A 16,653-nucleotide genomic window follows, 5' to 3' on the forward strand; every position below is an offset into this window, starting at 1 on the left:
GTCTCCTCCCAGCACCCATTGTTTTCTAGGAGCTGTCGCGCATGCGTGAACTCTTCATTGACATCGAGACCTATTCGCCGGTGAACCTGGCGAAGACTGGGGTGTACCCCTACGCCGACCACGACGACTTCGAGCTCCTCCTGTTCGGCTACTCGATCGACGGCGGCCCGGTCGAGGTCGTCGATCTCGCCAACGGACACCAGCTCCCCGATAGGGTGCTGGCCGCACTCGTCGACCCGCACGTAGTGAAGTGGGCGTTCAACGCCGCATTCGAGCGCATCTGCCTCTCAACCTGGCTCGCCCGCCACCACCCAGAATTCATGACGGGCCGCAGATTTCTCGATCCTGCCCAGTGGCACTGCACCATGGTCTGGTCCGCCTACCTCGGCCTGCCGATGAGCCTGGATCAGGTCGCCACCGTCCTTGACCTGCCGGTGCGCAAAGACAGTGCAGGTAAGAAACTCATCCGCCAGTTCTGTACCCCGGCCACACCCAGCGTCTTCAACCAGGGCGGGATGCGCAATCCACCCGCATCCGACCCGGACGGGTGGGAGCAGTTCATCTCCTACAACCGGCGCGACGTCGAGGTGGAGTTGGCCATCCACGACCGGCTCGCCGGTTTCCCGATGCCCGAAGCCGAGTGGGACACCTACGCCCTGGACCAGAACGTCAACGACACCGGCATCCGGCTCGACCAGGTTCTCGTGGACAACGCTGTGGCGTGCGACCGGCAGCACCGCGCCACCACACTGACCCGCGCCCAGGAACTCACTGGACTGGAGAACCCGAACTCGCCGATCCAGCTCAAGGAGTGGCTTGCCGATCACGGCACGCCCCTGCAGTCACTGACGAAAGACGAAGTCTCCGCCGCGCTCGACACCGCTACCGGCCAGGTGCGTGAAGTCCTCCAGCTGCGCGGTGAGCTCGCGAAGTCGTCGGTGAAGAAGTACGAGACGATGCAGCATGTGGCAGGTCGTGATGGGCGCGGGCGGGGTTTCCTCCAGTTCTACGGGGCAGGGCGCACCGGGCGTTTCGCGGGCCGCCTCGTCCAAGTCCAGAACCTGCCCCGCAACTACCTACCAGACCTCAGTGAAGCCCGAGGCCTCGTGCGGGCCGGAGAGTTTGAAGCAGTGGAGCTGCTTTATGACTCCGTTCCCGACACCCTCTCGCAGCTCATCCGCACGGCGTTCATCCCCGCCGACGGGCACCGGTTCGTGGTGGCCGACTTCTCCGCGATCGAGGCGCGAGTCATCGCCTGGCTTGCAGGCGAGGCCACCACGCTTCAGGCCTTCCGTGACGGGAAAGATTTGTACTGCGAGACCGCGAGCCGCATGTTCGGTGTCCCCGTCGACAAGCATGGCGTGAACAGTGGGTTGCGTCAGAAGGGCAAGATCGCAGTGCTCGCCTGTGGTTATCAAGGCGGCGTCGGTGCCCTGAAAGCTATGGGGGCGCTGCGGATGGGGCTGGCTGAATCCGAGCTCCAGCCGCTGGTCGATGCGTGGCGGGCAGCCAACCCCAGCGTGGTGCAGCTGTGGGCGGACATCAACGCCGCCGCCATCGAGGCCATCTCTACCCGCCAGCCGACCGGTGTTGGTGCGCTGACCTTCACCGTGGAGTCCGGGATCATGTTCGTCCGACTGCCCTCCGGACGTCGCCTGGCCTATGTGAAACCCAAGCTGGGTGAGAACAGGTTCGGTGGCACTGCCATCACGCACGAGGGCATCACGACGGGTCGAAAGTGGGGCCAGTTGGAAACCTACGGTGGGAAACTCACCGAGAACATCGTCCAAGCCGTCGCCCGAGACCTGCTCACTTTCGGCATGCACCAGGTCGATCGCGCTGGGCACAGGATCGTCATGCACGTCCACGACGAGATCGTGGTGGAGACCGCCACGGCCACCGTGGACGAGATCTGCAAACTGATGGCCATTACGCCTGACTGGGCAGCGGGGTTGCCGCTAGCGGCAGACGGGTACGTGTGTGATTTCTACATGAAGGACTGATATCGCTGGGCGGAATCGAGGCGACGATGGACATAGGAGAACAAGCTGAAGGCATCGAGGAAGTCATGTTTACCTTCCTCACTACCTAGTCGGGTTTTGTGAGCGCGGGGATTGCGATAGTGCCCGTGGATCCCTATAAGCAGGTTCTTAAAACCCTTGTGCTCTGATTTTTCCGACTCCGTGGAAAAGCTATTAATCACGAGCTTAGGGGCAGAATTGTTTGTTCCCAAAGCTGCGTCGAACAACTCCTGACCATCGTCGGTCAAGCTAGTAAGGATACGGATGCGGTCAGGGATCGACTTGGCTGCCTCGGATATCGCGTGGAACAGAGACTCCGCGATCAGTTCTTGGCTGCAATACTCCATTAGGCGTTCGTGGGTACCGCGCCGCTGAAGTTCCTCCACGAGAGAGCTGGTAAGACGCTCGATATCATCGAATGTGCGTGCCGCCTCAGCGAGTTGGGTCAACTCGCCAGCATCGTCGATATGCCATCCTTCGGTCGCCAGCACCTTGTTGAGCAAGCGGCGCAAATCATTCCAACGCTGACGATCGGTGGTATGCCGTGCCGGGCTCATCGCAGTCGTTATGAACTCACGAGTGAGTTGACCTGCTTGCGCTGCGGACATTCCTTCCGTAAGCGCGCCAAACAGTCCTTCTCGCTTACTCCCGGCAACACGCGGTGGCGCACCAATGTCGAGGAGAAGCTCGTCGATTTGGCTTCCGCTTAGGCCCGGCAAATCGGTACTTGCCAGGACATTCGCAATACTGCGGATAGTCGAGCGTTGGGAGAAAGAATCGGACTGCATCACCGCTCCAGCTTCTCATGTGAGCGAGTGGCCTGAGTATTTCAGCAAGACCCGGGTGTCCGGATTCTTGCGCGCTCAGGGGCGTATGCGTGAGAGCCCGACGCGGCCGCACCCGTGGCTTGCTGGAATTCACGTCAATCCTGGCTCTTAGAAGGAGCCAGACATGGCTACGAGAGATCTTCAGGTATTCACCAACGATGCCTTTGGAACGATCCGAACTGTCGAGCATGAGGACAAGGTGTATTTCTGTGGCCGCGATGTGGCCACCGCCTTGGGGTACAAAGATCCAGTTAACGCCATCAAGCAGCATGGACGTGGGGTGGCGTTTCACCACCCCATCACGGATGCGCTCGGTCGCACTCAAGAAGCCAGGTTCATCACCGAAGGTGACCTGTACCGGCTCATCTTCTCCTCCAAGCTCCCCGCAGCCCAAGACTTCGAAGCCTGGGTTGTCAACGAGGTCCTGCCCACCATCCGCCGCCACGGCGTCTACGCCATCGACGAGCTCTTGGACAACGACGAGTTCCTCGAGCACGCCATCATCCAGCTTCGCTCCGAGCGGGCCAAGCGGCTGGCCGCCGAGCAAGCCCTGCTCGAGGCCGCCCCGAAGGTCTCCTACTACGACGTCGTGCTCCAGTCGGACTCGCTACTGACCATCACCGAGATCGCCAAGGACTACGGCCTGTCAGCCAAGAAGCTGAACTTGCTGCTGCACGACGCCGGGGTGCAGTTCAGGCAGTCCGGCCGCTGGTTCCTCTACGCCCGGTTCGCCGAGCAGGGCTACACGCAGTCCAAGACCCACGAGTACGACGAAGGCAAGACCCGCACTCACATGTACTGGACCCAAAAGGGCCGCTTGTTCGTCTACGACCTGCTGAAGAACCAGTTCGGCCTGCTGCCGGTCATCGAGCAGGACGGCGGTGCGGCATGACGACGACTGCTCCCGGCATCGACCTGGGTTTCTCGCCCCACAACACGGAGGGCTACCCAGACCCCACCGCGTACAAGGCGCTGAAGAATCTCCAACGCGCCGAGTACGGCTACCGGCCCTTGGTCTACATCTGCTCGCCGTACTCCGATGACACAGAGAACAACGTGGAGTTGGCTCGCGCGTTGTGTGCTCACGCGGTGGCACGTCGCAAGATTCCGCTCGCACCACACCTGTTGTTTCCGCAGTTCATGGACGACACCGACGCGAGTGAGCGTGAGTTGGCGATGTTTTTCAACCGAATTCTTCTGAGCAAGTGCGAGGCGATCTGGGTCTACACGGCCCGCGTCTCGGCAGGGATGCGCGCCGAGATCGAATGGGCCCACCACCTCGAGCTGCCCATTACCTATTTCGACGCCGACTTTGAGGAGGTCACCCTATGAAGGCGATGACGATGTTCACCGCGCAAGTGGCAGGTCAGCAGAACAACGCCCACTACCCGAACCCGCACACCGTGACCACGGCAGCCGACCTGGAGGCGGTTACGCGGTTGGATCATGTGGTTGCCGAGTACGTGGGTGGCAGGCGCTCGGCTGGCAGTTTCGTGACCTCGAACTGCTTGGTGATGGACGTGGACAACTCCCACACCGAGGATGCTGCCGAATGGGTCACCCCGGCATCGCTGGCGGAGCGGCTGGCGGGTGTGGCGTTGATGACCGCCACCTCCCGCAACCACCAGAGGACCAAAGGTGCCCAGTCGCCCAGACCCCGCTTCCACGTCTACTTCCCAATTAACCCCGTAACTGATGCTGAGGCCTACGCGGGGCTGAAGAAGCAGCTCGCCGCCCGGTTCGTGTTTTTCGACCCGAACGCGATCGACGCTGGCCGCTTCATCTACGGCCACAATGATCCGCAGATCACCGTGGTCGAGGGTGAACGCACCATCGACGCTTGGCTTGCCGACACGGTGGAGGAGGACGTGTTCGCCCAGTGGGATGAGGGCACCCAGGCGATCGAGGAGGGTTCGCGTAACGCCACCTTGTCGAGGTTTGCTGGCAGGCTGCTGATTCGCCTCGGCACGACCGATGAGGCACGCGACTTGTTTGACCGCAAGGCCGCACGCTGCAACCCGCCGCTGCCCGAGGCAGAGGTGGAGTCGATCTGGAGGTCGGCCACCCGGTTCGCCAAGACGGTCGAGAACCAGCCCGGGTATGTGCCACCAGAGGATTTTGAGGCGAGCCTGGATTCGGTACGCCCCGCCGATTACAGCGACGTCGGCCAAGCCCACGCCCTAACCAAGGCCTATCCGGACTCGCTGCGCTACTCGGAGGCCACCGACTGGCTCGTCTATTACGACGGTGTCTGGTACGAATCCGCTCCCGCAGCCCAAGCCGTCGCCCAGGAGCTCACCGAACGCCAACTGGCCGAGGCTCACAAGCTGCTCGAAGACGCCAAAGACCAGCTCGCTGCCACGGGGGCTGCCATGTTGTTGGCGTCGATGTCGAAGGCGAAAGCCCAGGCCATGTTCAACACCGCCCAACAAGAGGCGTTCGCCGCATTCGAGGACGCGAAAACCTATGCGGCCTACGCGCTCAAGCGTCGCGAATCGCGCGGGATTACCAACTGCCTGAAAGAAGCCCGCCCCATGCTGCTGACCACACCTGAGCAGCTCGATGCCGACCCGTATCTGCTCAACACCCCATCAGGCACCTACGATCTGCGCCACGGAGCCGCATCGCGCCGCGACCATGACCCGGCGGACCTGGTGACCAAGCAGACCAGCCTCGACCCTGGCATCGACGGGGCGCACCTGTGGCAGGAAGCCCTCGAGGTGTTCTTCCAGGGCGATGCCGAGCTCATCGCCTATGTGCAGCGCATCGTTGGCTTGGCTGCGATCGGGCAAGTGTTCGTCGAAGCGCTCGTCATCGCTTACGGGGATGGTCGCAATGGCAAATCGACGTTCTGGAACACGATCGCCCGGGTGCTGGGCACCTACGCAGGCAACATGAGCGCTGATGTGCTCACGATCGGTGGGATGCGCAACGTCAAACCGGAGCTGGCTGAGGCCAAAGGCAAACGCCTCATCATCTCCGCCGAGTCCGAAGAAGGCGTGCGCATGTCCACCTCCGTGGTCAAACAGCTCGCCTCCACCGACCAGATCTACGCGGAGAAGAAATACAAGGCACCGTTTGCCTTCACCCCCTCGCACACCTTGATTCTCTACACCAACCATCTGCCCAGGGTGGGGGCGATGGATGCTGGTATTTGGCGCAGGCTCATCGTCATCCCCTTCGAAGCCAAGATCGAAGGCACGTCCGACATCAAGAACTATGCCGACTACCTCTATACGCAGGCAGGCGGGGCGATCCTGGCCTGGGTTATGGAGGGCGCGCACCTCATCCACGCCGAGAACTACCACCTCAAGGCCCCGGCCCGAGTGGTGGAGGCATCAGCGGCGTATCGGGAAGAGAACAACTGGTTCGCCCAGTTCCTCGACGCCCACTGCGACCTCGACCCTGGGCTGTCGGAACGGGCCGGGGACTTGTACCAGACCTACCGGGCGTGGGCGATGTCCACCTCCGGGTGGGCGCGTCCCATGGTCGATTTCAACGCCACCGTAGAACACCACGGCTTTGTCCGCAAAAAGATGAAATCCGGGATCAGGGTTTTTGGCCTCCAACTGAAAAACGAGTTTGACCAGCAGTAATAGCGCTGGGTGCAGCCTGGTGCAGACCCATATGTGAGTTTCCTATAGGGCATAAAAACTAGCCCTATAGAAAAGTCCAAAACGACCCTGCACCAGGTTGCACCCTCGGCAAAACACCAAGGACGTGTAACCCATGAACGAGCAAGCAATCGAACAACACTTGAAGCAAGCCGTTGAGGCGATCGGTGGCCTGTGCTGGAAATTCACCAGCCCAGGAACCGCAGGGGTTCCAGACCGCATCTGCATCCATCGCGGACGCGTCATCTTCGTCGAACTCAAAGCACCCGGACGCCTCCCACGCCCCATCCAACGCCGCCGCATCCACCAACTCACAGACCACGGCATGGACGTGGTCGTCGTTGACAACATTGACGCGATCCAGGAGGTGGCTGATGCGCTACGAGCCGCATGACTACCAACGACAGGCCACCGCCTTCGTTGAAGACCACCCGCAGGCCGCGATCCTGCTCGGGATGGGCCTGGGCAAGACGGTGATCACCCTGACGGCAATCTGGAATCTGCTGCTGGACTCCTTCCAGGCCCGCCGGGTCCTCATCGTGGCACCCCTGCGAGTCGCCCGCGACACCTGGCCTGCCGAGGCCACCAAATGGGACCACCTCGCCGGGCTCACCATCGCCGTCGCCGTCGGGTCCAAAGCCCAGCGGCTCGATGCCCTTGCCGCCGAGGCGATGGTGACCGTCATCAACCGCGAAAACGTGCCCTGGCTGGTGCGCCACCTCGGCAACACATGGCCGTTCGACACGGTCGTCATCGACGAGCTGAGCTCGTTTAAGAACCACCGGGCGCAGCGGTTCAAAGCACTCGCCTCCGTGCGACCACGCATCACCCGGATCGTGGGACTCACCGGCACTCCCGCAGCCAACGGGCTGATGGACTTGTGGGCGCAGTTCCGACTCCTAGATGAAGGCCAGCGCCTCGGCAGGTTCATCACCTACTACCGCAACCGCTGGTTCGTGCCCGATCGGCGAAACGGCCAGCAGATCTTCACCTACAAGCCCGCACCCGGTGCTGAGGGCGAGATCTACGAGGCGATCAGCGACATCACCTTGTCGATGCGCACCACCGACTACCTGCGCTTGCCTGAGCTGACGGTCACCACGAAGCTCGTCGACCTCGACGTCAAGGAGCGCAAAGCCTACGAGCGGTTGCGAGATGAGATGGTGCTCGACCTCGACGGGCAGGTCATCGACGCCGCGAACGCCGCAGCCCTCTCGGGCAAGCTGCTGCAGCTGGCCTCCGGTGCGATCTACGACGAGGACGGCCAGCCACTGGTGGTGCATGACCGCAAGCTCGACGCGCTCGAAGACCTCGTGGAGGCAGCCAACGGCCAGCCACTACTCGTGGCCTACTGGTTCAAACACGACCTGCAGCGGATCACCGAACGCCTCCCGCAGGCCCGCGAGCTCACAACCAGTACCGACATCGAGGCATGGAACAGCCGGGAGATTCCCCTGGCGCTGATCCACCCGGCCTCCGCCGGGCACGGGCTCAACCTTCAGCAAGGCGGCAACCTCCTGGTCTGGTTCTCCCTGACCTGGTCGCTGGAGCTCTACCAGCAAACCAACGCGAGGCTCTACCGCCAGGGCCAAGACCAGCCGGTGACGATCACCCACCTGGCAGCAGCCGACACCCTCGATGAGGCGGTGCTGGCCGCGCTGGACAACAAAGACACGACACAGGCTGCGTTGATCAATGCGGTCGCAAAAACTCTGGGAAAGCAGGCTCACTCATGAACGACCACCCCATCTGGGACTACTTCGACTACCGCAAAGCCGCCATCGGCGTCCTCCAGGACTACGCAACCCAAGCTGTCATTCTCCAGCAAGGCGACGGGTACGCCGACGAGCTCAAAGCCTCACTGACCTCAATCGGCTCACCCCGATTCGACGGCCTCCCACGGGGCAACAACCCGCACGCTGGTGAAGCGAGAGTCTGCTCGATCCTCGACAACCTCGACGCGCTCAAAGCCCGCAACCAAAAAGCGCAGGCCTACATGGATTGGTTCAACCCGGCCTGGGAAAGCCTCAGCGACGATGACCGGCTGGTCCTCGAGGTCTTCTTCCTCGACGACCTCTCCGCCGAGGACGCCGCCGTCAAAGTTGCCGAGCACTTCTACGTCGAACGCAAGACGGCCTTCGCTAAGAAGCAGCGCGCCCTTGCCCGTTTCGCCCGTCTCTTGTTCGGCAGAGACTGAAGCATTGGCGCGCATGAGTGTCGCAAAGAGGGGATGACTTTCAGGGTGTGCCTGTCGCATGCTGTAAGTGGTTGAAAAGTAGGTCCCGACCCCCAGACGAATCATCACGGTTCGTCTGGGGGTCGTTGCCATGAACGACAAGGGTGGTGAGACGGATGCCTTTCAAACCCAAGCGCCCGTGCTCCCAGCCCGGTTGTCCCGAGCTGACCGACGCCAGGTTCTGTCCCGAGCACGCCCGCGCCGAGGACACCCGCTACCGCAAGTACCAGCGCGACCCGAAGATCAACCGACGCTACGACCACCGGTGGCGAAAGATCCGCGCGGCCTACGTGCAGGCCCACCCGTTGTGCGAGGACTGCCTGGCCCGTGGCCGGTACACGCCCGTTGCTGAGGTCCACCACGTGATCCCGCTGGAACACGGCGGCACCCATGACGAGTCGAACCTGCGCAGTCTGTGCAAGCCGTGCCACTCGCGCCAGTCCGCGCTCGATGGCGACCGGTGGCGGCAAGCCCCTCAGGTCCACAGCTACTAAACGCGCTGTGTGCCCGCCTCTCGCGGCCTACCTGACGACCCTCACCTGTGCCGACCTCGAGGCCGCTGGCCCGGCACGAGGCGACGTGGCGCGTTTGCCGAGGGGTGGGGGCGAGCGGATCTCCACAGCTGGCGCGCTCCTCAGCGGGCGGGGCCAACCGTGCGCAAAACCGCCGAATCAAACGGGGTATTGACCCCTCACGCCCTCCACACCAGGGCACGACGCCCTGACAAGGAGGCAAAGCCATGGCCAAAGACGGCACCAACAGGGGCGGACGTAGGGTCCGCGCCGGGGCGAAGCCCGAAGCGCTGAACGACAAGCTCGCCGCAGGGCGCCCCGCCACCCGGCTCACCACACCGGCCGAGCTCGATGTGTTCGACCTGGACGGCACCGACATCGGCGATGGCGCGCTGCTCGCAGGCGAGACGATGCCAGAACCCGGCGAATACCTCTCTGCCGAGCAGCGCGACGGCCAACCACTCGGCGCGGATTTGGTCTACCGGGAGACGTGGAGCTGGCTGGATGAACGCGGCTGTACCGAGTTCGTCTCCAAACGCTTGATTGAGCAGTACGCGCAGGCGTTCGCCCGCTACATCCAGTGCGAGCAGGCGATTTCCAAGTTCGGTCTGCTCGGCAAACACCCCACCACGGGCGCTGCAATCGCCAGCCCGTTCGTGGCCATGTCGCAGTCGTTCGGCAAGCAGGCCAACGTGTACTGGTACGAGATCTTCGACATCGTGCGCGCCACCTGCACCACCGACTACTCCGGCACCACACCAGGCGATGAGGTCATGGAGCAGCTGCTCAAAGCCTCCTCCTAACGCCCCGCGACCCCTTGTTTCGTTTCTGGCCTGCCCGACACACGGGCGGGCTTTCTTGTTGTTCGCTTTTGTGAAAGGAGCCCTCGCGTGTCTGTAGTGCGAAGTGCTGAATCTGTGTGTATCGGCCACCCCGACAAGCTGTGCGACCTCATCGCAGACCACATCCTCGATGACATCCTCACCCTCGACCCGACGGCACGCGTGGCCGTTGAGGTCATGGCAACCGGCAGGCGCATCATCGTCACCGGCGAGATCACCACCACCATCCGGCCCCGTCTGCGCGCCTCCACACGGGAGGCGCTGCGCCAGGCCGGGTACAACCCGAACCGGTTCCTCATCTACGTGTGGGTGCACCGCCAATCCGCCGACATCAGCGCAGGTGTCACCACCTCCATCGAGGCCCGTGCCGGTGACGAGTCGGCGTATGCGAGCCTCGGGGCGGGCGACCAGGGCACCGTCTACGGGTACGCCACGAACGAAACGACCCAGCGCCTGCCACTGCCGCTCGTGCTCGCCCACGAGATCTGCCGCCGCCTCGATACAGCCCGCACCGACGGCACCATCCGTGGGATCGGACCCGACGGCAAATCCCAAGTCAGTGTGGTCTACGACGAGCTGGGCACCCCGATCGGCATCGACACCGTGATCGTTTCCATCCAACACGATGCGAACAAAGACCCCGAGGCGCTTGAACGCGAGGTGCGCACGCTGATCGTTGCTCCCGCCATCGAGGAGCACCTGCCCGGTGCCACGGCTGAGCGCGTGTTGGTCAACCCGTCCGGGCGGTTCGTCACCGGCGGCCCCACCGCTGATACCGGGCTGACCGGACGCAAGCTTATGGTCGATACCTACGGTGGGCTCGGCCCGCACGGCGGTGGCGCGTTCTCGGGGAAGGACCCCTCCAAGGTCGACCGGACGGGCGCGTACATAGCTCGCCTGATCGCGAAAACCGTGGTGGATGCGCGCCTGGCCGAAGAATGCCACGTCGCTATCTCCTATGCAATCGGTAAGGCTGACCCGGTCGCGTTCCACATCGACACCTTCGGCACCGGTCAGCACCCGGACTGGCTGCTCACCGACGCCGCCCAGGCGATCTTCCCGCTGCGCCCGGCCGCGATCATCGAACGCCTCGGCCTTAGAGCCCCCATCTACGCGAAGCTTTCCACCTACGGGCACATGGGCCATGGCCTGAGCGAGTGGGAATGGACGCTGCCGTTTACCGACAAGCTCACCACGGAGGTGATCCGCCGTGCTCATCAAGCAGCTACCCATCAGTGAGCTCAAGCCCGCCGACTACAACCCGCGTAAGGACCTAAAACCAGGAGATCCAGAATACGACAAGCTCAAGCGCAGCCTCACCGAGTTCGGTTACGTCGAGCCAGTGATCTACAACCACACCACCGGCCACGTCGTCGGCGGCCACCAGCGCCTGAAAGTACTCGCCGACCTCGGCCACACCGATGTTGACTGCGTGGTCGTCGAACTGGACGAGACCCGCGAGAAGGCGCTCAACGTCGCATTGAACAAGATCAGCGGCGACTGGGATGAATCCAAGCTGGCCCTGCTCATCGCCGACCTGGACGCGGCCGACTTTGATGCCGAGCTCACCGGCTTCGACGATGACGAAATCCAGGCGATGATTGGTTCCCTCGACGATGACGAGGTCACCGATGACGGCTTCGATCTCACCGCCGCTCTCGAGGCCGCATCCTTCGTCCAGCGCGGGGACATCTGGACTATCGGCAGGCACCGGCTCGTCTGCGGGGACGCTACCAACCCCGGTGATGTCGCGGTGCTTATGGACGGCAAGAGCGCGAACCTGGTGCTCACCGACCCGCCCTACAACGTGGCCTTCGAGTCTTCCGATGGGCTCACGATCAAGAACGATGCGATGAAGGCCGACTCCTTCTATGAGTTCCTGCTCGCCGCGTTTACCAACATGGCAGGTGTTCTCGACAAGGGCGGGTCTGCGTATGTGTTCCACGCCGACACCGAAGGGCTGAACTTCCGCAAGGCGTTCATCGACGCCGGGTTCAAACTCTCCGGCTGCTGCATCTGGGTCAAAGACTCCCTCGTGCTGGGACGCTCACCGTACCAGTGGCAGCACGAACCGGTGCTCTACGGGTGGAAGCAGGGAACCAAGCACAAGTGGTTCGCTGACCGGAAACAGACCACGATCTGGAACTTCGCCAAGCCCCGCAAAAACAGTGACCACCCGACGTCTAAGCCGCTGGATCTGCTGGCCTATCCGATCCGCAACTCCACCCAGGCAAACGCGATCATCCTCGATACCTTCGCTGGCAGCGGTTCGACCTTGATGGCAGCCGAGCAGACCGACCGCATCGCCTACCTCATGGAGCTCGACGAGAAGTACGCCTCGGTGATCCTGCGCCGCTACGCCGAGGCGACCGGGGACGCAGCCGGGATCACCTGCCAGCGAGGCGACACCCAATACGCCTACCTGGATCTGGTCAAACAGGTCGACCGCGACCGCGAATAAAACCCCGCAATATGCAGGGACAACAGGGGCGTGAAAATGAGCCGTTGATGAGGGCAAAAACGACTGGATAAGCGGAAAAACGTATGGCTGTATGTACATGACCGAAAACACCCCCACATCCGGGGAACCGAGCGAAAAGGACTGGTCATGAGTGAATTACACATCGAAATCAGCGAGCTCATCGCAGCCGGAGTCAACGTCTACGACCCCGAGGAAACCCTGCGGGTTGCCACAGCACTTGGCTACCAGCTGGTGGTACGCGTGATCGAGTGTGACCCGACGCGTTTCCTCAGCATGGTGGCCGCCTGGTTCGAGCAGGAGGTCGTGGCATGAGCATCCTCGCCTTCACCCCGCACAAAACGGGCAGGGAAAAGCTCGCCCAGCTTCTCGCCAATCACCTTGGCGTCAAGGCCACCTACCTGGGCACGCCCTCCTTTGCCTACCAGATCGCAGACGCCACGCTGGATCGGGACTGGACCCTCTACCTACCAGATGGCATCGAGGCGCAGGCCGTGCTCGAGGCCGCCTACAAGGCGGGCTTTGAAACCGCCGACCCGGGCGAGGTGGCGTTAACGGTCACGATGCCCACCACCGGGTGGAGTGAGCGCACACGCGCCAACCTCGAAGCACTCCTAGCGGCTAAAGGGCCACTGATCGCCAAAGCCCTGGGCATCCCGGCCACACCCGTCGAGTTCAACGATGACCAGACGGTCTCGTTCCCGTGGTGTGAGTCGATTACGCCGGAGACGGCACGCGAGGCGGTGATCCCACTTGTGGCCAGGCTCTGCCAACGCGCCCAGGAGGCAACCCGGATCCGATCCACACCGCCTGCACCGGGCAATGACAAGTACACGATGCGCTGCTTCCTGCTCTCCCTGGGCTTCATCGGCCCCGAACACAAGCAGGCACGCCGCATCCTGCTGGCAGGCCTGGAAGGAGACGCCGCCTGGCGCACCCCGACAAGCAGGAAGGAGAACCGGCCATGACTCCCGGCCAGCGGGTGCGCCTGATCGCCACCAGCGACCCGTACACGACGCTGCGCCCCGGTGTGCTTGGCACCGTGGCGTTCGTCGACGACCTCGGCACCGTCCACGTCGACTGGGACACCGGATCGAATCTGGGGCTCATCCCGGGCGAGGACTCCTGGGAAACCCTACCCACCGAAAAACCCGAAAAATAGCAGCTCATCAGGGCAAACAATGACTGGATATGCGGCAAAACGTATGGCTGTATGTACATACCGAAAGCACACCACCTCAGGGAAGGACACAGCCATGAACACCCAGGCAAAGATGAGCATCGAAGAGGAAACCACCCAGCGCCTGGTCGAGAATGCGAACCGGCTCGCCTACACCATCGTCACCATCGACACCACAGACGACCTCGCGATCGAGATCCGCCCCGCAGCCCGCATGCCGTACACCCCGCCCTTGTACCGGGATTGGCAGACCGGCCAGTGGACGATCCAAACCACCTCATACGGCTCCCTCGACCCGGAAGAGATCGAAAAGGTCACCGACGGCTATCGACGCGCCATCGCCATGGTCAGCGAACTGGCACCCCTGAACGCCCGCGACCTGGTGAACTGCAGCATCACCCGCAACGCCTGACCTGCTGGCACCCGGAAACCCTGCCTCGAGCGGGGTTTCCCTCGTCACAAGCCTTGTTTCTCCACGGTTTTTCCGAGTGCTGTAGATCCCAAAAAATAGTGCCTGATCTGGGCAAATACGACTGGATAAGTGCCCGCACCTATGGCTGTATGTACATGACAAAAGAACACCACCTCAGGAAATGACAACAGCCATGAACACCACCGAGAAGCTCACCACCGAAGCCCTGCAGATGCGCGTCGACTCCTACGGGGCGATCCTCGCACACGGCGACTACACGCTGGCCACCTTCGCGACCTGGACCAAGAAAGACGGCTACGGCAACAGCGCCCAGGTCTACCGCCTCACCGAAGCCCCGATCGACGGCTTCGGCCCGAACGCGCGCGGCCGCAGCGAATGCGCCCTGGAGCTCATCTCCGAGGCCGACCACCTTTTCGCAGACGCCGGGCACGCCATCGCCTGGGCCCTGACCCAGATCTAACCCACACCCCACCAAGGCCAAGGAGGACACCCGATGGACGCCACCCGGGAGCTGGTCACCAACCACCTGGAGATCCCCGCCGACGCCGCCCCGCACGGTGAGATCCAGGCTGCCGCCGAGATCCCCTTCAGCGTCCTCGACGAGCTCGCCGAGGAGGTCGGGGCTGAGAAGATCCCGGTCCACACGCTCAGCCGCATCGGCTGGCACTACACCAAAGCCGATCAGATCATCGCCCTGGCCAGGCAGCGCGGCCTGTCCGATTGGCGCTACGGCGGCTTCGACACCGACCAGGTGGTCGCCAACTTCCGCGCCACCTACTGCTAACCCCTCGCACCGTCCCGACCCTCCAACGGATCGGGACTTGCCCCACACTCTCCGTTTCGCCCCACACGGTTGGGGCTTTTCTTATACCCCGAGGAAGGAGCTGCCGCCACGATGACGAGCACGTATCAGCCGACCAGGTTCATGGCAGACGGCTCCACCTACAACCAGCGCAAAGCTGATTTCGCTGTCGCATTCATTCAGGCGCTGCGCCACACTAAAGGCCGCTGGGCAGGCACACCGTTCACGCTGCTGGGCTGGCAGGAACAGATCGTGCGTGACCTGTTCGGCACCATCAAGCCCGACGGCTACCGGCAGTTCACCACCGCCTATGTGGAGATCCCCAAGAAGCAGGGCAAGTCCGAGCTGGCTGCTGCGATCGCGCTGCTGCTGACGTGCGGGGACGGGGAGCAAGCCGCCGAGGTGTACGGGTGCGCGGCCGACCGGCAGCAAGCCAGCATCGTCTTCGAGGTCGCCGCCGACATGATCCGCCAATCACCGGCCCTGTCGAAGCGGGTGAAAATCCTCAGCAGTCAGAAGCGGATCATCTACAAGCCGACCAACAGCTTCTACCAGGTGCTCTCGGCTGAGGCGTACTCCAAGCACGGGTTCAACATCTCCGGGGTCGTCTTCGACGAGCTGCACACTCAACCCAACCGCGCGTTGTTTGACGTGATGACCAAGGGTTCGGGTGATGCGCGCACCCAGCCGCTGTATTTCCTCATCACCACCGCAGGTACTGACACCCACAGCATCTGCTACGAGCAGCACCAAAAAGCGCGCGACATCCTGGCGGGCAAGAAACACGACCCCACGTTCTACCCGGTGATCTACGGCGCTGATGTGGACGATGACTGGACAAGCGAAGATGTCTGGCACAAGGCCAATCCTTCGCTTGGGGTCACTGTGCCGGTGGAGAAGGTGCGGGCGGCGTGCAACTCGGCTCGCCAGAACCCCGCCGAGGAGAACTCGTTTCGCCAGCTTCGCCTCAACCAATGGGTGAAACAGTCGGTGCGGTGGATGCCCATGCACATCTGGGACGCATGCGTCGACCCGGTGGACTTGGACGAGCTGGAGGGTAGGCCCTGCTACGGAGGGCTGGACTTGGCCTCCACGACGGATATCACCGCGTTCGTGCTGGTATTCCCGCCCTACGGGGATGACGAGAAGTACCGGATCGCCCCGTGGTTTTGGATACCGGAGGACAACCTGTCGCTTCGGGTGGCGCGTGATCACGTGCCCTACGACCTGTGGCACAGCCAGGGCTTCTTGGAGACCACGGAAGGCAACGTCGTCCACTACGCCCACATCGAGCACCTCATCGAACAACTCGGTGAGAGGTTCGATATCCGCGAGATCGCCTTCGACCGGTGGGGCGCGGTGCAGATGAGCCAAAACCTCGACGATGCCGGTTTCACCGTCGTGCCCTTCGGGCAGGGATTCAAGGACATGAGCCCACCGAGCAAGGAGCTGATGAAGCTCGCACTCGAAGGACGCCTCGCCCACGGGGGCCACCCGGTGCTTTCTTGGATGGTCGACAACATTCATGTACGCACCGACCCGGCAGGAAACATCAAACCCGACAAGCAGAAGTCCACCGAGAAGATCGACGGGGTCGTGGCCACCATCATGGCGCTGGACCGCGCGATCCGAGGCGGCAGCGCCCACGCGGGCACGTCGGTGTACGACTCGCGCGGGCTGCTCGTCCTCTAACGCTTCGACAACGTA

The 16,653-nt window shown here is 62.7% G+C and carries 19 protein-coding genes; 18 read left to right on the forward strand and 1 reads right to left on the reverse strand.

Features of this window, described 5'->3' with window-relative positions:
- The first annotated feature begins 41 nt into the window (after window positions 1–41).
- On the forward strand, window positions 42–2,003 hold the full coding sequence (locus ACP8ML_RS06390; RefSeq protein ID WP_274732699.1) for a DNA polymerase: 1,962 nt from the start codon (window positions 42–44) through the stop codon (window positions 2,001–2,003).
- Here ACP8ML_RS06390 and ACP8ML_RS06395 read toward each other — a convergent pair.
- The gene (locus tag ACP8ML_RS06395; protein WP_007000791.1) at window positions 1,988–2,809 is read right to left on the reverse strand and encodes a TIGR02391 family protein; all 822 of its coding nucleotides are present in this window, start codon (window positions 2,807–2,809) and stop codon (window positions 1,988–1,990) included. The genes ACP8ML_RS06390 and ACP8ML_RS06395 overlap by 16 nt on opposite strands.
- A gap of 163 nt (window positions 2,810–2,972) precedes the next feature.
- Between ACP8ML_RS06395 and ACP8ML_RS06400 the strand changes: the two genes are divergently transcribed.
- The 17 genes from ACP8ML_RS06400 to ACP8ML_RS06480 all read left to right on the forward strand — a co-directional run bounded on the left by ACP8ML_RS06400 (window position 2,973) and on the right by ACP8ML_RS06480 (window position 16,638).
- Window positions 2,973–3,740: a phage antirepressor gene (locus tag ACP8ML_RS06400; protein ID WP_007000792.1), complete on the forward strand. Its 768-nt coding sequence runs from the start codon at window positions 2,973–2,975 to the stop codon at window positions 3,738–3,740.
- On the forward strand, window positions 3,737–4,180 hold the full coding sequence (locus ACP8ML_RS06405) for a DUF7768 domain-containing protein (RefSeq protein WP_007000793.1): 444 nt from the start codon (window positions 3,737–3,739) through the stop codon (window positions 4,178–4,180). Before ACP8ML_RS06400 ends, ACP8ML_RS06405 begins: the two co-directional genes overlap by 4 nt.
- Entirely contained in the window at window positions 4,177–6,444 is a 2,268-nt protein-coding gene (locus ACP8ML_RS06410; RefSeq protein ID WP_007000794.1) for a phage/plasmid primase, P4 family, read from the forward strand. Before ACP8ML_RS06405 ends, ACP8ML_RS06410 begins: the two co-directional genes overlap by 4 nt.
- A 133-nt stretch (window positions 6,445–6,577) precedes the next feature.
- Window positions 6,578–6,856 carry a VRR-NUC domain-containing protein gene (locus ACP8ML_RS06415; RefSeq protein WP_007000795.1) on the forward strand — a complete coding sequence of 93 codons (279 nt, stop codon included), beginning with the start codon at window positions 6,578–6,580 and terminating at the stop codon, window positions 6,854–6,856.
- Window positions 6,837–8,198 (forward strand): DEAD/DEAH box helicase, encoded by a 1,362-nt coding sequence (locus ACP8ML_RS06420; RefSeq protein WP_007000796.1) that lies wholly within the window; start codon window positions 6,837–6,839, stop codon window positions 8,196–8,198. The genes ACP8ML_RS06415 and ACP8ML_RS06420 overlap by 20 nt, the downstream gene beginning before the upstream one ends.
- Complete coding sequence (locus tag ACP8ML_RS06425; protein WP_007000797.1) at window positions 8,195–8,659, forward strand: hypothetical protein; 465 nt, start codon at window positions 8,195–8,197, stop codon at window positions 8,657–8,659. The genes ACP8ML_RS06420 and ACP8ML_RS06425 overlap by 4 nt, the downstream gene beginning before the upstream one ends.
- Before the next feature lie 155 nt (window positions 8,660–8,814).
- Window positions 8,815–9,192 carry an HNH endonuclease gene (locus ACP8ML_RS06430; protein ID WP_007000798.1) on the forward strand — a complete coding sequence of 126 codons (378 nt, stop codon included), beginning with the start codon at window positions 8,815–8,817 and terminating at the stop codon, window positions 9,190–9,192.
- 245 nt (window positions 9,193–9,437) lie between these two features.
- Entirely contained in the window at window positions 9,438–10,013 is a 576-nt protein-coding gene (locus ACP8ML_RS06435; protein ID WP_007000799.1) for a P27 family phage terminase small subunit, read from the forward strand.
- Window positions 10,014–10,100: 87 nt separating this feature from the next.
- On the forward strand, window positions 10,101–11,291 hold the full coding sequence (gene metK, locus ACP8ML_RS06440) for a methionine adenosyltransferase (RefSeq protein WP_007000800.1): 1,191 nt from the start codon (window positions 10,101–10,103) through the stop codon (window positions 11,289–11,291).
- Window positions 11,263–12,513: a site-specific DNA-methyltransferase gene (locus ACP8ML_RS06445; RefSeq protein WP_007000801.1), complete on the forward strand. Its 1,251-nt coding sequence runs from the start codon at window positions 11,263–11,265 to the stop codon at window positions 12,511–12,513. The genes metK and ACP8ML_RS06445 overlap by 29 nt, the downstream gene beginning before the upstream one ends.
- A gap of 147 nt (window positions 12,514–12,660) precedes the next feature.
- The gene (locus ACP8ML_RS06450) at window positions 12,661–12,846 is read left to right on the forward strand and encodes a hypothetical protein (protein ID WP_007000802.1); all 186 of its coding nucleotides are present in this window, start codon (window positions 12,661–12,663) and stop codon (window positions 12,844–12,846) included.
- Window positions 12,843–13,499: a hypothetical protein gene (locus tag ACP8ML_RS06455; RefSeq protein WP_007000803.1), complete on the forward strand. Its 657-nt coding sequence runs from the start codon at window positions 12,843–12,845 to the stop codon at window positions 13,497–13,499. Before ACP8ML_RS06450 ends, ACP8ML_RS06455 begins: the two co-directional genes overlap by 4 nt.
- Window positions 13,496–13,693 carry a DUF4314 domain-containing protein gene (locus tag ACP8ML_RS06460; protein ID WP_005295562.1) on the forward strand — a complete coding sequence of 66 codons (198 nt, stop codon included), beginning with the start codon at window positions 13,496–13,498 and terminating at the stop codon, window positions 13,691–13,693. Before ACP8ML_RS06455 ends, ACP8ML_RS06460 begins: the two co-directional genes overlap by 4 nt.
- A 94-nt stretch (window positions 13,694–13,787) precedes the next feature.
- Window positions 13,788–14,123 carry a hypothetical protein gene (locus tag ACP8ML_RS06465; RefSeq protein ID WP_007000805.1) on the forward strand — a complete coding sequence of 112 codons (336 nt, stop codon included), beginning with the start codon at window positions 13,788–13,790 and terminating at the stop codon, window positions 14,121–14,123.
- Window positions 14,124–14,304: 181 nt separating this feature from the next.
- Entirely contained in the window at window positions 14,305–14,604 is a 300-nt protein-coding gene (locus ACP8ML_RS06470; protein WP_007000806.1) for an Nmad4 family putative nucleotide modification protein, read from the forward strand.
- Window positions 14,605–14,637: 33 nt separating this feature from the next.
- Window positions 14,638–14,928: a hypothetical protein gene (locus ACP8ML_RS06475; protein ID WP_007000807.1), complete on the forward strand. Its 291-nt coding sequence runs from the start codon at window positions 14,638–14,640 to the stop codon at window positions 14,926–14,928.
- A gap of 111 nt (window positions 14,929–15,039) precedes the next feature.
- The gene (locus ACP8ML_RS06480) at window positions 15,040–16,638 is read left to right on the forward strand and encodes a terminase large subunit (RefSeq protein ID WP_007000808.1); all 1,599 of its coding nucleotides are present in this window, start codon (window positions 15,040–15,042) and stop codon (window positions 16,636–16,638) included.
- Window positions 16,639–16,653: the final 15 nt, after the last annotated feature.

The sequence above is a fragment of the Cutibacterium sp. LaCa_255 genome, assembly GCF_057458005.1.

Excerpts from the sequence above, each read along its gene's own strand:
- ACP8ML_RS06415 (WP_007000795.1), top strand. The coding sequence starts at position 6,578 with ATGAACGAGCAAGCAATCGAACAACACTTGAAGCAAGCCGTTGAGGCG.
- ACP8ML_RS06405 (WP_007000793.1), top strand. The coding sequence starts at position 3,737 with ATGACGACGACTGCTCCCGGCATCGACCTGGGTTTCTCGCCCCACAAC.
- ACP8ML_RS06470 (WP_007000806.1), top strand. The coding sequence starts at position 14,305 with ATGACAACAGCCATGAACACCACCGAGAAGCTCACCACCGAAGCCCTG.
- ACP8ML_RS06455 (WP_007000803.1), top strand. The coding sequence starts at position 12,843 with ATGAGCATCCTCGCCTTCACCCCGCACAAAACGGGCAGGGAAAAGCTC.
- ACP8ML_RS06435 (WP_007000799.1), top strand. The coding sequence starts at position 9,438 with ATGGCCAAAGACGGCACCAACAGGGGCGGACGTAGGGTCCGCGCCGGG.
- ACP8ML_RS06390 (WP_274732699.1), top strand. The coding sequence starts at position 42 with ATGCGTGAACTCTTCATTGACATCGAGACCTATTCGCCGGTGAACCTG.
- ACP8ML_RS06420 (WP_007000796.1), top strand. The coding sequence starts at position 6,837 with ATGCGCTACGAGCCGCATGACTACCAACGACAGGCCACCGCCTTCGTT.
- ACP8ML_RS06430 (WP_007000798.1), top strand. The coding sequence starts at position 8,815 with ATGCCTTTCAAACCCAAGCGCCCGTGCTCCCAGCCCGGTTGTCCCGAG.
- ACP8ML_RS06475 (WP_007000807.1), top strand. The coding sequence starts at position 14,638 with ATGGACGCCACCCGGGAGCTGGTCACCAACCACCTGGAGATCCCCGCC.
- ACP8ML_RS06480 (WP_007000808.1), top strand. The coding sequence starts at position 15,040 with ATGACGAGCACGTATCAGCCGACCAGGTTCATGGCAGACGGCTCCACC.
- ACP8ML_RS06460 (WP_005295562.1), top strand. The coding sequence starts at position 13,496 with ATGACTCCCGGCCAGCGGGTGCGCCTGATCGCCACCAGCGACCCGTAC.
- ACP8ML_RS06465 (WP_007000805.1), top strand. The coding sequence starts at position 13,788 with ATGAACACCCAGGCAAAGATGAGCATCGAAGAGGAAACCACCCAGCGC.
- ACP8ML_RS06410 (WP_007000794.1), top strand. The coding sequence starts at position 4,177 with ATGAAGGCGATGACGATGTTCACCGCGCAAGTGGCAGGTCAGCAGAAC.
- ACP8ML_RS06400 (WP_007000792.1), top strand. The coding sequence starts at position 2,973 with ATGGCTACGAGAGATCTTCAGGTATTCACCAACGATGCCTTTGGAACG.
- ACP8ML_RS06450 (WP_007000802.1), top strand. The coding sequence starts at position 12,661 with ATGAGTGAATTACACATCGAAATCAGCGAGCTCATCGCAGCCGGAGTC.
- ACP8ML_RS06395 (WP_007000791.1), bottom strand. The coding sequence starts at position 2,809 with ATGCAGTCCGATTCTTTCTCCCAACGCTCGACTATCCGCAGTATTGCG.
- ACP8ML_RS06425 (WP_007000797.1), top strand. The coding sequence starts at position 8,195 with ATGAACGACCACCCCATCTGGGACTACTTCGACTACCGCAAAGCCGCC.